The sequence below is a fragment of the Microbulbifer bruguierae genome (assembly GCF_029869925.1).
GTDB lineage: Bacteria > Pseudomonadota > Gammaproteobacteria > Pseudomonadales > Cellvibrionaceae > Microbulbifer > Microbulbifer bruguierae.
In genome coordinates this window covers 2,961,695-2,975,072 of the sequence record NZ_CP118605.1, presented here as the reverse complement: position 1 = coordinate 2,975,072, position 13,378 = coordinate 2,961,695, and the positions used below count along the sequence as shown (strand labels likewise).

General features: G+C 59.6%; 12 protein-coding genes. 6 read left to right on the top strand and 6 right to left on the bottom strand.

Annotation, left to right across the window (positions count from 1 at the left end; translation table 11 throughout):
* Nucleotides 1-168: 168 nt before the first annotated feature.
* The 6 genes from hslO (at nt 169) to PVT68_RS12405 (ending at nt 6,413) form a co-directional block, all read left to right on the top strand.
* Nucleotides 169-1,047 carry an Hsp33 family molecular chaperone HslO gene (gene hslO, locus PVT68_RS12430; protein ID WP_280318510.1) on the top strand — a complete coding sequence of 293 codons (879 nt, stop codon included), beginning with the start codon at nt 169-171 and terminating at the stop codon, nt 1,045-1,047.
* Nucleotides 1,048-1,408: 361 nt separating this feature from the next.
* The gene (locus tag PVT68_RS12425) at nt 1,409-2,956 is read left to right on the top strand and encodes a phosphoenolpyruvate carboxykinase (RefSeq protein ID WP_280318509.1); all 1,548 of its coding nucleotides are present in this window, start codon (nt 1,409-1,411) and stop codon (nt 2,954-2,956) included.
* Between the two features lie 180 nt (nt 2,957-3,136).
* Nucleotides 3,137-3,817 (top strand): D-Ala-D-Ala carboxypeptidase family metallohydrolase, encoded by a 681-nt coding sequence (locus tag PVT68_RS12420; protein WP_280322515.1) that lies wholly within the window; start codon nt 3,137-3,139, stop codon nt 3,815-3,817.
* A 36-nt stretch (nt 3,818-3,853) separates the two neighbouring features.
* Entirely contained in the window at nt 3,854-4,585 is a 732-nt protein-coding gene (locus tag PVT68_RS12415; RefSeq protein ID WP_280318507.1) for a D-Ala-D-Ala carboxypeptidase family metallohydrolase, read from the top strand.
* A 67-nt stretch (nt 4,586-4,652) separates the two neighbouring features.
* Complete coding sequence (locus tag PVT68_RS12410) at nt 4,653-5,774, top strand: AI-2E family transporter (protein ID WP_280318505.1); 1,122 nt, start codon at nt 4,653-4,655, stop codon at nt 5,772-5,774.
* A gap of 90 nt (nt 5,775-5,864) precedes the next feature.
* Nucleotides 5,865-6,413 carry a DUF3833 domain-containing protein gene (locus PVT68_RS12405; RefSeq protein ID WP_280318503.1) on the top strand — a complete coding sequence of 183 codons (549 nt, stop codon included), beginning with the start codon at nt 5,865-5,867 and terminating at the stop codon, nt 6,411-6,413.
* 9 nt (nt 6,414-6,422) lie between these two features.
* On the opposite strand, the gene PVT68_RS12400 is transcribed toward PVT68_RS12405, so the two are convergent.
* The 6 genes from PVT68_RS12400 to PVT68_RS12375 all read right to left on the bottom strand — a co-directional run bounded on the left by PVT68_RS12400 (nt 6,423) and on the right by PVT68_RS12375 (nt 13,377).
* Entirely contained in the window at nt 6,423-7,229 is an 807-nt protein-coding gene (locus tag PVT68_RS12400; protein WP_280318501.1) for a bestrophin-like domain, read from the bottom strand.
* 108 nt (nt 7,230-7,337) lie between these two features.
* Nucleotides 7,338-7,673, bottom strand: coding sequence for a zinc ribbon domain-containing protein YjdM (locus tag PVT68_RS12395; protein ID WP_280318499.1), 336 nt, complete (start codon nt 7,671-7,673; stop codon nt 7,338-7,340).
* A 126-nt stretch (nt 7,674-7,799) separates the two neighbouring features.
* Nucleotides 7,800-9,587 carry an NPCBM/NEW2 domain-containing protein gene (locus PVT68_RS12390; RefSeq protein WP_280318497.1) on the bottom strand — a complete coding sequence of 596 codons (1,788 nt, stop codon included), beginning with the start codon at nt 9,585-9,587 and terminating at the stop codon, nt 7,800-7,802.
* A gap of 262 nt (nt 9,588-9,849) precedes the next feature.
* Nucleotides 9,850-11,262, bottom strand: a complete 1,413-nt coding sequence (glnG, locus tag PVT68_RS12385; RefSeq protein ID WP_328517447.1) for a nitrogen regulation protein NR(I) — start codon at nt 11,260-11,262, stop codon at nt 9,850-9,852.
* A 65-nt stretch (nt 11,263-11,327) separates the two neighbouring features.
* On the bottom strand, nt 11,328-12,410 hold the full coding sequence (gene glnL / locus PVT68_RS12380; RefSeq protein ID WP_280318495.1) for a nitrogen regulation protein NR(II): 1,083 nt from the start codon (nt 12,408-12,410) through the stop codon (nt 11,328-11,330).
* Between the two features lie 286 nt (nt 12,411-12,696).
* On the bottom strand, nt 12,697-13,377 hold the full coding sequence (locus PVT68_RS12375) for a DUF4124 domain-containing protein (RefSeq protein WP_280318494.1): 681 nt from the start codon (nt 13,375-13,377) through the stop codon (nt 12,697-12,699).
* Between the last annotated feature and the right edge of the window lies 1 nt (nt 13,378).

Sequence of the window (13,378 nt, the reverse complement as noted above, 5' to 3'; positions counted from 1 at the left end):
CGGATACCCTGCATCATTCAGGGTGCCACGGGTATCGGACAGGGGTCCGGCGGCGATGCGCGTCCGATCCCAACGGAGTCTCCGGTCACTACAATGTAAGGCCATCGTATTTGCGCGCCGCAGGCTCTAAAATCGCCACCCCCAAAATTTCAGCGAGGCACTTTCTCTATGTCGGACCAGTTGGAACGCTTTATCTTTTCCAAACACGACATCCGCGGCCAGTTGGTCACACTGACCAAAGCTTATCGGGAAGTACTGGAACACAACGATCTGCCACAACCGGTGCGCCAGCTGCTGGGGGAATTCCTCGCCGCCGCCTGCCTGCTGTCCACCACCCTCAAGTTCGAGGGTATCCTGATGTTGCAGGCCCGCGGCGAGGGTGATGTTCCCCTGCTGGTGGCAGAGTGCACCCACCACAGCGACGTGCGCGGACTGGCGCGGGTGGCTGAAGGTGCAGAGATCAAGGAAGGCGCGACCCTGCGGGAGCTGGTGGGCAACCGCGGGGCGCTGGTGATTACCCTGGATCCGCAGGAGGGCGAGCGCTATCAGGGTATAGTGCCGCTGGAAAAGGATACCCTGGCAGGCTGCCTGGAAGACTACTTCACCCAGTCAGAGCAGCTGCAGACCCGCTTCTGGATCGAGTCGAGCCCGGAAACCGTGGGCGGCATCATGCTGCAGGTGCTGCCAGGCAACAATGTCGCCAGCGAATCCGAGAACGCGGACACCTGGGAAACCGCCGTGCACCTGGCGGCGACCGTCACCCCCGAGGAGCTGCACAACCTGCCCCACGACCAGTTGTTGGTGCGCCTGTTTCACGAGCTGGAACCCGCAACCCTGGGCACCGCCAATATCCGTTTCAAATGCAGCTGCTCCGCCGAGCGCAGTGCCCGTGCACTGATCGCGATGGGCCCCGAGGACGTGTACAAGCTGCTGGAAGAACAGGGCGGTGAAATCACCGCGGACTGCCAGTTCTGCAACCGCACTTACCACTTCGACCGCAACAAGATCGAAGAGCTGTTCAACGCACCGCCACATACCCTGCACTGATAAAGAGCAAGCTCCGAAAACGCGCCCCAGGGCGCGTTTTTTGTGCCTGCGGCATCAGCCAGATTTCCACCGACCAGTGGTCCCGCACAGGCAATTCTTCTGTAGTAAAAACTACAGAACGACCAATATTCCTCAAAATTATGAAGTAAAAAAACTACATCATAATTTTTAATAAAAAATTGCTAAAAATTTCCCCGATAGCCTCATTTTCGATCAAAATTTCAGCACTTTTTCTGTGCTCGCAAATTGAAGTTTGCCATAATGCGCCAGCACGGCGGCTGGTCGCGGCACATTCTCGCGGTATTGGGCAGCTACCCCTACTATTTATTTCAGTGATATAACTTTCATGGGTAATAAACGAATGGCACAGCAAGACGATACGGTGCAGGTATTTTCCAACCTGGCGCCAGCGCAACTGGTGGAGCAGGCGCTGCAGCGCGGCGAGGGGCACCTCACTCACACCGGCGCTCTGTTAGCCGTCACCGGCACTCGCACCGGCCGCTCCCCGGCGGACCGTTTTGTGGTGGAAGAACCCTCCACCGCCGACAGCATCGAGTGGGGCAGCGTCAACCGCCCGTTTCCTGCAGACAAGTTCGATGCGCTGTGGAACCGCGTGGAAGATTTCGTCGTCAGCCACGACAGCTTCGTCCAGCAGCTGCACGTCGGCCAGGATGAAGATCACTATATTCCGGTGAAAGTCACCACCCAGACCGCCTGGCACAACCTGTTCGGGCGCAACATGTTTATCCGTGCGGAAAAATACAACCCCAAGGGCAAGGAAGAGTGGCGCATCCTGCACGCGGCCAACTTCGAGTGCGATCCCTCCCGCGACGGCACCAATTCCGAAGGCTGTGTGATCATCAACTTCGCCCAGCGCAAAGTGCTGCTGGCGGGTATGCGCTACGCCGGCGAGATGAAAAAAGCCATGTTCTCCGTGCAGAACTTCCTGCTGCCAGAAAAAGACGTGATGCCGATGCACTGTGCGGCCAACGTGGGTGAAGACGGCGATGTGTGCCTGTTCTTCGGCCTCTCCGGTACCGGCAAGACCACCCTGTCTGCAGACCCGGAGCGCTACCTGATCGGTGACGACGAGCACGGCTGGGCCAAGGGCGGCGTGTTCAATATGGAAGGTGGCTGCTACGCCAAAACCATCAACCTGAGCCAGAAGAATGAGCCGGTCATCTGGGATGCCATCCGCTTTGGCGCGATCGTCGAGAACGTGGTGACCGACGAGAGCGGTGTGCCGGATTACGACGACACCCGCCTGACCGAGAACGGCCGCTGCTCCTATCCGCTGGAGCACGTGGAAATGCGTCAACTGGAAAACCGCGCCGGCGAACCGAAGAATGTGATCTTCCTGACCTGCGATGTCACCGGTGTACTGCCGCCGGTTTCCATCCTGTCCAAGGAAGCCGCGGCCTACCACTTCCTGTCGGGCTACACCGCGCGCGTGGGCTCCACCGAACTGGGTGCGGAAACGGGTATTCACCCCACCTTCTCCACCTGTTTCGGCGCTCCGTTCATGCCCCGCGCACCGCGTGAATACGCCGACCTGCTGATGAAGCGCATCGAGGGTTTCAATTCCCGTGTGTACCTGGTGAACACCGGCTGGACCGGCGGCTCCGGTGAACAGGGCAAACGCTTCCCGATCCCGGTCACCCGCGCAGTGATCGCGGCAATCCAGAGCGGCGCCCTGGAAAATGCCGAGACCGAGCATCTGGACGCCATGAATCTGGATATCCCGGTCGCCGTGGAAGGTGTGGACAAATCCTACCTGAACCCGCGCAACGCCTGGGCTGACGCCAGCACCTACGACGCGGCGGCGAAAAAGCTCGCGGCGCTGTTTGCGGACAATATCGAAAAATTCGCCGTTTCTGACGAAATCAAGGCAGCGGGCCCACAGGCCTGACGATTTTCTTCTTCTCCCCAGGTAAGTGGAAAAGTGAAGGGCGGCCCAATTTTTGGGCCGCCCTTTTTTGTGCCCACAGATTTTTCTGCGCCAGCTATAGTTTTCTGAAGAGAGTTTTCGATACGCCGGCACCCGCGCACAGCGAAACCGGCAAACCGCACCAACGAAAAGGCCGTGGCCATGCCGTCGGGCAATCCTTTTTTTCGCGCAAAACGCCGCTATCAACACCTTTCGCCAAATCAGCAGACCAATTGGTGGGTGGTATTTGGCGTGGCACTGCTGTTACTGCTACTACTCTTCGGCCTTTGGCTTTACCTGCTCTACAAGGCCCGTGAAAAACCCTATGACGAACTGCACGGATACCGGATCGCCACCAAGGCCAGTCTGAGCCAGTTCCTGCGCGAGGGGACAAACCGTCACCAGCTGGGGCAACTGACAGGCTTTCTCCGGGAGGCCGGGGTAGCCGACGCGACCGAAGTGGAACACCTGTTGCGCCAGGGCACAGACTGGCTGGATATCAACGAGCCTCCCTTCGCGATTCCACCGAAGGACTTCTGGCCCAACATGGTGCCCACCCTGAAACTGATCCGCGATGAACTGGTGCCCGCCATAGGCCCGGTGGACATCGTCTCCGCATTCCGCTCCGACCGTTACAACCGCAAGGCCGGTGGCTCCAAGCGCAGTAAACACAGGTCCTTCTGCGGCCTGGACCTGGTGCCCAGATCGAATATCAGTCGCAAGGAGCTGATCGAGGAATTGCGCAATCTACAGGCCCGCCTAGGTCCCGACAGCCGCATGGGTCTCGGAATCTACAGCGGCGTTCGGTTTCATGTGGATACCTGTGGTTTTCGCCATTGGTAAACGGGTAAGCAACAGGCAGCCAGGCAGTAGTCAGCGATGGATATCAAAGAAACCCCGGACCACGAGTTTATCGACATCCATATCGAGCGCCGGCGTGTGCTCTGGATAATCGCGCTGGTGCTCATCGGCCTTATCGCTCTCGTGGTGCTGACGGTGGAAAAAACCCGCGAACTGGCCGAGCGCGTGGTCAGTCCGGTGGAATATATTCCCGAACCGGACCCCCTGCCCATGGCCCCGGATATTCCGTTGATCTTCAAGATCAAGGGTTACTCCGCGGCGTCATCCGGGGCATTTGAGAAGTTCCTCGATGAAAGCAACAACCGCGAAAAATTCGAAGAGCTGGAGCGCTTTCTTGGTATCAACAACGTCGGTCATGTGGTGCCGGTGTTCGAGTTGATGCGCCAGGGCACCGACTGGCAGGAAATCGGCGAGCAGCCGTTTGCCATCCCCCCGCAGAAAGACTGGAAAACCATGGTCGCCACCCTGCGGGTATTGCGCGATTACGTTATCCCGGAAGTGGGTCAGGTGATTGTCCTGTCCGGCTGGCGTACCCCGGACTACAACGCCAAGGCCGGCGGAGCGCGCACCAGTAAGCACATGCATTTCTGCGGCCTGGATATGATTCCCGAGGCCGACTACACGCGCAGCGAGTTATTGCCGAAGCTGCGCGGGATTCACCAGCGTTACGGGCGCCAGCGCAATATCGGCCTCGGCATCTATAGTGGTGTGCGCTTTCATGTGGATACCTGCGGCTTCCGCCGCTGGTAACCACCTGACTAACTGGTTACATTACCTGCACGCAATCCGTACATAAGAACTAGCAAGGATGTTCCCGGTGCAGGAAAAGCTCGAAAGACGCTCTTTTATTTTTACGCTGCTGCTGGTCACGGTGGCCTTTGGGCTGCTGCTGAAACCGTTTTTTACCGCGATATTCTGGGCCTGTGCGGTGGCGCTGATATTCCACCCCAGTTATCGCTTCCTTCTGCAACGCTTCCCCAAATGGCCCAACCTCACCGCGTTGGTCACCCTGCTGCTGTGCATGGTGGTGGTGATCATTCCCGTGCTGCTGGTGGCCAGCTCCTTTATCAGTGAAGTCGCCAATCTGTACCAGAAGGTGCAATCCGGCGAGATCAACCTGGGCGCCAAAGTGGAGCAGGTGCGCGCGGCATTTCCGGGCGTCAATGCCGCCCTGGAGCGCTTCGGACTCGACTTCGACAATATCAAAGAGCGGCTGCTGGGTGGGCTGATGACGGCAGGCAGCCTGATCGCCAAAAACGCCCTCGCCCTCGGTCAGAATACCCTGAACTTTTTTGTCAGCCTCGGCCTGATGCTGTACCTGACGTTCTTCCTGATCCGCGATGGCAACGCCCTGGTAGCCCTGCTGATCCGTGCCCTGCCACTGGGAGACGAGCGGGAAAAACTGCTGCTGGCGAAATTCGCCGAAGTTACCCGGGCCACCATCAAGGGTAACCTGGTCGTCGCGGTGACCCAGGGCGCGCTCGGTGGTTTGATTTTCTGGGTCCTGGGTCTGCCGGCGCCTCTGCTGTGGGGCGTGGTGATGACCATTCTGTCCCTATTGCCGGCGGTGGGGGCGGCGATCATCTGGTTCCCCGCCGGGCTCTATCTTTACGCCACTGGCGAAACCGTAAAAGCAACGGTACTGATGGTCTACGGCGTTGCAGTGATCAGTCTGGTGGATAATATCCTGCGCCCAATTCTGGTTGGGCGGGACACCAAACTGCCGGACTACATTGTGCTCTTCTCCACCGTCGGCGGCCTGTTGATGTTCGGCATCAGCGGCTTTGCCATAGGTCCTTTGCTGGCGGCGCTGTTTATGGCGTTCTGGGAAATTTTCATGCGCGAATTTATCAGCGGCACGGAACCTCTGTTGCCGTCGCCGGATAAATCACCGCTCGACGCGCTAGAAAAGCGCAACAGCGAGCAGGATTCCGTGTAATAGGCCCCGCCGGTTACGCAGGGCAACAGATCTGACCGCGGGCGCGCACCGTAACAAGGGGGAATGTACCCAAGCCATAGGTAAAGTCCCATGCCCGCCGTCAGAGTTTTTGTCCTGTTGCTTTTGCTTCTGCCGCTCATCAATGCCTGCAGTGGTCCGGCAGTGGAGGATTACGCAGCCAACACCCCGGTATTCACTCCCGAACGTTTTTTCAATGGGCCACTTACGGCGCACGGTATTTTGAAGGATCGCGGCGGCAGTGTTACCCGGCGGTTTACCGCGTCGCTTACAGGCACCTGGGAAAACGGCCGCGGGCTGCTGGCGGAAAAATTCGAGTTCGACGACGGCGAAATCCAGTATCGCAACTGGCAGCTTACGCCAGTACAGACACCCGGCTCCGGCCGCCAGTACGTCGGACGCGCGGAAGATGTGGTCGGTGAAGCGCGGCTGACTTCCGGCGGCAACAGCGCCTTCATGCAGTATGTGCTGGAAGTCCCCTACAAGGGGCGCACAATCCAGGTCAACGTGAAAGACCGCATGTACCTTATCGATGAACAAACCCTGATCGGCGAGTCAGACCTGAGCAAATGGGGTTTTGACGTGGGCGAGATCGTGCTCACAATTGTCAAACACGAATAGTCTGCCTGCCTATCGATCGTCCGGGCGGCTCCTGAGCTGCTCCCCCAATTCCTTCATGGGCGCCTGGTCCACCACCAGCATCCCCTCGCCGGCTCGATCCAGATCCGCAATCAGCAGGATCACCAGCGAAAACGCCATCGCCATGGCCAGCGCCACCAGCTTCGAGCCACTGCCACTCACCCCCAGCTGAAAGCCGATTCCGAATACCGCCAGCGCGGAAATTGCGTAGAGCGCCGCCCAGATCGGCACCGGCACCTGGTAGGCGAGCCCCACCTGCACCCGGGTAGTATGCAGGTCGATCAACTGGTTCAGTGGTTCGTAGAAGGCGCGCAGGCGGTTGGCGTCGGTGCCCACAGCAATTTCCCTCTCCACCAGTGCCCACAGGGCGCGATGTACCTGCTCGCTGCGCAGGATATCGCGGCGGAAATCGTCGGCGGTCATGGCGCGGGGATCGAAGCTGCGCAGCGAGACATATTCCCGCAGGAGCTCCCGCGCCCGCGCGCGGTTGTCTGCGTTAAGAAAGTCCGTGCGCAGAAATGTGGTGCCGATGGCATTGACCTCGTCCAGCAGCATGGCCTTGCGCTGACCGAAACGGTCCGCGGTCATATTGAAGGTGAGCGCCAGCATAAATGCCAGCAGGCCGAGAGTAGCCGCCACCGCGCTGCCCATGGAGGCATCTTCTCCCCGCGCTTTCCGGCGACGCCCAATACCGCGGCCCACCAGGTAACCGCAGGCGAGCGCCACCAGCACCAGCAGGATGGATGCGAAGTAGACGCCGGTCAGAGATATGGATGAAAACGCCGCGAACTTGGTCATGAAGATTCCAGACAGGCACTTGGCTTGATCGCAAGTGTTTAACGACAAGTCTGGACCAGCGGCGAGCGGTCTGCCGGTACAATCTTCGGCACCGGCAGCGGAAGAGAATCAGGCCTTTTTGACAAATTCCGATTTCAGTTTCATCGGCCCGATACCGTCGATCTTGCAATCGATATCGTGGTCGCCTTCCACCAGGCGAATATTTTTCACTTTGGTACCGACCTTGACCACCAGGGACGAGCCCTTGACCTTAAGATCCTTGATCACCGTCACCGTATCGCCATCGGCCAGCGGATTGCCATTGGCATCCTTGATATTCAACCCATCTTCCATTTCCGCTTCACCGGCGCGCCACTCGTGCCCACACTCGGGGCAGACAAAATGGTCGCGGTCTTCATAGGTATAGGTGGACTGGCATTGGGGGCAGGGGGGTAACTCACTCATAACGGAACTTTCTTCCTAAGACCTAACTAAGACTTTTGAACGGGGTTTTTGAATAGAGGCTGATCGACAGGGTGCATATTAGCAGGTCGATTTTTTTCGGCACCCTGTCAGGTCAGAAAACCTGGGTCAGCGACGCGCCATGGTCAGGACACGGCGCTCGGGAATACCCTGCCAGAAGCCCGCCTCCGCCCAGTTGGCGTGATCCGATATGATGCTGCCCATACCATGTACCTGCAGTGTCAGCGTTTCGGCATCGCTCACCGGCAGCACCACCTCACCCGGCGCCTGCCAACCGATAGCCCCACTTTGCCACGCCGATTTCCCGTCCAGAAGAATGCGAAAGCGCACCCGCCCATTCTCGCCGGAGCGGTTTAGGCCGTAAAAGCTGTGGAAATAACGCGCGCCCTCCGGGATGCGGAACTCCACCTGGGAAAAGGCGTGTACACCCAACCCCTTGGCGAAGCGGTGTCCAAAGATATCCAACGGATCATCGTTCACCGCGCGGTCGCGGCTCAGATGGCCCCACTGTTGCGTCACTGACAGCTCGCGGTAATCACTCAGGTAGAGACGCCCGCGCTCATCCCACGCAGGATGATTCAGGCGGTGCAATTGGTAGAGTTCCGTACAGGTAAAGGCGAGCACCATCAGCGCGGCGAGCGCACCACCATGGGGCATTGCCAGCGCCGGCAGAGACTGCCGCGCTCGGTAGAGCAGGCGCCGCGCCATTGCCGCGATCCGTGCCCCGGGCAGTACGAATACCAACAGCGCGGCGAGAGCCACCCCCACAACAAGCCAGGACAGGTGCTGCCAGACCATGTGCCCGGTCAGGGGCAACACCAGCAGTATATTCAGCGCCACCATCAGGTTTGCCAGATGCAACCACGCGCTGCGGAAGTAACCGCGCGCGCAGCCCAGCGCGGCAAGCGGCACCATCAGAAACAGGTAGCGCTCGTGCATGGACGGCGCCACGGTGAAAAAGCCCAGTATCATCACCATGGCAATGCCGATCACCTCGCCGAAGCCACGGCAGCCACGCCAGGCCCGCACCATGCACATTACCGATACCAGCAGGAACAGCCCCAGCCCCAGCTTGTGTGGCGACGCCCAGGCGGCCCCTTCAATCAGCGGCAGAAGCATGTCGGTGTTATTGCCGGCGAGCAGAAACCACAGGTTGGCGGCGTTCATGGTGGAGAGCGGGAAGATACTGGTGTTGCCGAGATAGGCGGCGTTGAACATTTCCTGAAAACGCCCCACCCAGATAAACGGCAGGAAGGCGACAAAACCCACCAGTAAAAAGCCTGCCAGTGCCTGCGGGGCATAGTGCCAGGTTGCCAGGCGCCAGCGGTGCATAAACAGCCCCGCCAGCACCGGCAGAATCACGATTGCCTGGAACTTCCACACCAGCGCCAGGGCGAATGCGGCCCCTGCAGAAAAGAAACGGGCGCGAAACGCGCACACCAGGGATACCCACATCGGCAGAAATGGCAGCAGGTCCACCTGCCCCCACACAGGACCATCCAGCAGCAGCGCCGGGCTCGCCACCACACCCCAGAAAATCGGGCTGCGCAGCGGCTCTATGCCCCGCTTTGCCAGCAGTAATTCCACCTGGCGGCAAAGCCAGAGCTGGGTTGCCAGTACCGGCAGCAGTACAAAAAACTTCAGCTGCACCGGTGACGCCGGCGGGTACTCCAGATGCAGCAGGTCAAACAACTGCGCCAGTAACCAGAACCAGTGCAGTAGCAGCGGTGGATAATTCGCATGGATATGCTCGTAGCCCTGGGACAGGCTCGCCATCCAGTCGCTCCAGTAACCGAGGTCTCCGCCGTGACCACTCCAGAACAGGGTACAGAGAAAAAACAGCGTGCACAGGGGCATGGCCCAGTTATGCCGGGCCGGGGCAAAATCCTTGATCATGGTTATTCTGGTTCGCTGGCTGTAAATATTCCGATCCACCGGAGCTGCAGAATGCCGGTGCGGAGCGCTACATCTGGTTAATGTGCAAGTAGGTGACGTGCAGGCCGCTTTACCCGACACTCGCAGCACAAAAAAAACGGCGCCAGAATACCGAAGCTGTAACGGATTTCACACAAGCGGCGAAAATAAATACGCCCGGCGAATGCCGGGCGCAGAGGAAATAGACATTGAGACGCGGCGAACAATCAACGCCGCCGCGACGTCAGTCTTCGCCGCCGTTCATCCCCAGCTCTTTCAGCTTGCGGGTCAGGGTATTGCGCCCCCAGCCGAGCAGTTCGGCGGCATCGCGTTTGCGCCCGGCGGTGTGTTTGAGGGCGATTTCGATCAACGCGCGCTCGAACGCAGGCACCGCCTGGCCGAGAATCTCGCGCTGGCCAGTCGCCAGGGCCTGGTCGGCCCACAGGCGCAGGGCCTTCTGCCAATCCTGGGGCGCTTCGCTGGTGGCGCTCTGGTGGTGGAGCTCCGGCGGCAGGTCGTCGATCAGCACTTCGCGGCCGGACCCCATTACCGTGATCCAGCGACAGGTATTTTCCAGCTGGCGCACATTGCCGGGCCAGTCGAGGCCAGAGAGATACTCTTCGGTTTCCTTGGTGAGAATCTTGGGCTCTACCCCGAGGTCCTTGGCGGCACTGATAAAGAAGTGGCGCACCAGGCGGGGAATGTCTTCGCGACGATCGGCGAGACGGGGGATATGAATACGGATGACGTTGAGGCGGTGGAACAGGTCTTCGCGGAATTTGTGCTCCTGTACCAGGCGTTCCAGGTCCTGGTGGGTAGCGGCGATGATGCGCACATCGACTTTTACCGGAGTGTGGCCGCCCACCCGGTAAAACTCCCCGTCTGCCAGCACCCGCAGCAGACGGGTTTGCGTCTCCGCGGGCATATCCCCGATTTCATCCAGAAACAGGGTGCCGCCGTTGGCCTGTTCAAAGCGGCCGGCGCGCTGGGCGCTGGCGCCGGTGAACGCACCTTTTTCATGGCCGAACAGTTCCGACTCCATCAGGTCCTTCGGAATCGCCGCCATGTTAAGGGCGATAAACGGCTGGTTCTTGCGCGGGCTGTGGTTGTGCAGCGCCGCCGCCACCAGTTCCTTACCGGTACCGGATTCGCCGTTGATCAGCACCGTGATATTGGAGTGGGACAGGCGGCCGATCGCGCGGAAGACTTCCTGCATCGCCGGCGCCTCGCCGATAATTTCCTTGTTGCCCGCACCGTTTTCCACCACCACCGGCTCTTCCGGCTTCTGTTCGTTGGCGTGCGCCAGGGCCCGGCGAGTTACTGCCACCGCTTCGTCTACATCGAATGGCTTGGGCAAATATTCGAAGGCGCCGCCCTGATAGGCCGCTACCGCGCTGTCGAGGTCCGAGTGCGCGGTCATGATGATAATGGGAAGGGCGGGGCGTTCGGCCTGGAAACGCTGCAGCAGTTTGAAGCCGTCGGAGCCCGGCATACGAATATCGCTGATCACCACATCCGGTGACTCGCTGTAAAAATCGTCCAGGGCGCGATCGCCACTTTCGTAGCAGATGGTATCGATCCCTGCGCGGGAAAGTGCTCGCTCCAGTACCCAGCGGATGGAGCGGTCGTCATCAATGATCCAAACGCGATTGTTCATCATAATTTTCCGGCTCTGCGATTACTTTCTAATTGTGCTAATTGTGCTTCTCGTCGTGCCTCTGGCTAATCGTTCGCCAGGGGCAAATAAATCTGAAATTCTGTCTGCCCGGGCTGGCTCTCGCATTTGATAAGCCCCCGGTGCTGATTGATGATGTGCTGGGAAATGGACAATCCCAGCCCCGAGCCCTCTGCGCGCCCGGAAATCATCGGGTAAAAAATCCGCTCGCGGATGTCTTCCGGAATACCCGGGCCGTTGTCGACGATGTCGATCCGGCACACCAGTGCGCAATGGCGGCGGCCAATGGTGAACTGGCGCTGCACCCGGGTGCGGATGGTGAGATCGCCGGCATCGAGACCAATATTTTCAGCAATGGCCTGCATAGCGTTGCGGGCTATATTCAATACCGCCTGGATCAACTGCTCACTGTCGGCGGGAATATCCGGAATCGACGGGTCGTAGTCACGCTTGATCTCCAGCGCACCGTTACACTCCGCCTCAATCAGCTGCGCCACCCGCTCGGTAATCGCATGCACATTCACCGGCTTCAGCTGCACCGGCTTGCGCGGTCCCAGCATACGGTCCACCAGGTTGCGCAGGCGGTCCGCCTCTTCGATGATGATCTGGGGGTACTCCACCAGATCTTCCGCCTCCGGTTGATCCAGCTCTTTCAGTTCCCTTTGCAGCAACTGTGCCGCTCCGCGAATACCGCCGAGAGGATTTTTCACCTCGTGGGCCATGCCCCGCACCAGATTGCGGGTAGTTTCCTGGGCGGAGAGCAGCGCATCTTCGCGCGCAATGCGCAGCAAGCGGTCCATGGACTGCACTTCCAGCAACAGCAAACCCAGCTCGGTGAGCGGGGTTACCGAATAGTCGACGGTGCACTCTTCCAGATTGTGCAAAAACCACAGGGCGCGACGCACGGTGTACTTTTCACCGCTAACCAAGGCCCCGTGCAGCGCCTGCTCGGCGGATTCGGATTCCCGCACCACCTCCTGCAATGGCAGGCCGAGGGAGCGGGAACTGGAGGCCGCAATCAGGTCCTCCGCCGCGGAGTTGAGATAGCGCAGTGACAACGTCTCATCGAGCACCAAAACGGCCGAGGTCAGGTTGTCCAGTAGCAGGCGTAACTGGCGGTCGTTGAGCATGCAGGCTTCCGATTCAGTTCTCTTTTCCGGTTCGCCTATTGGCAGTGCAAAAAGCAAACCAAAATGGCGCAAAAACCGGGATCCATGGGTGATTTTGGGGGCATCGGCACAAGGCGCCACAAAATAGCGCACCATTATTGTGCGAAGAACAAAAAATAGCCAGATTTGATGTTCAAGAAAGGGCGCAGGGCGGCGGGCAGGGCAACAAACGAGTCGAGATTTACTCAGGAGAGCCGCCGCCAGATGAAACCGGACCCCAGGGGCCCGGCATCACGGCGGCAGAGAATCAGCGCGGCTGGGGTTTTGGCGGCTTGGCAACTCCCGGCGCCTGGGGCGCTTTCGGCATCTGTGGCGCCTGTTCTGCGGGGAACTCCGGCACCTGGCCACCGGGGCGCTTCACATGGACCTGAATGGTCTGCGACTGCGCCAGAGGCTCGCCTCCGGTGCCCACAAGTACCGCCTGGATGGTATGGGTGCCGCGCTCCAGCGCGGAGATATCCAGGCTGGTGCCGGAGGACATCCCGGACCAGCGCTGGCCATCGATCACGGCGTAGAATGCATAACCGTCCCTCGGCACCGGCTCCATCGCTACCTGCAGCACGATAAACCGCTGCCCCGGAGTGATGGTGGCGTCGTTGACCGGGCTGACGATGGCAAAGTCCACCGGGCCCTGGTCGCGATCCTCATAGCGCTTGTCGTCCTGGTCCCGCGGCGACAGCTTGCGGGTAGGCAGGGGGAGCGGCGGCGCTACCGGTTGCACATTGGTGGGACCTATTTTGATCTTTTCGGCTTTCTTACCCGGTGGCGGGGTATCGCTGAATGTCACCTTGCCGTCCGGGCCGACACTCCGGTAAACACTGGTACCTGAGGGCGCTGACGAGCCCTTCTCTTCGCCCGCAGAAGTTTCCTGCTGTGCCATTACCGGTGCCGCCAGCAGCGCCAGCAACACTGAAATCAGTCTGATCATG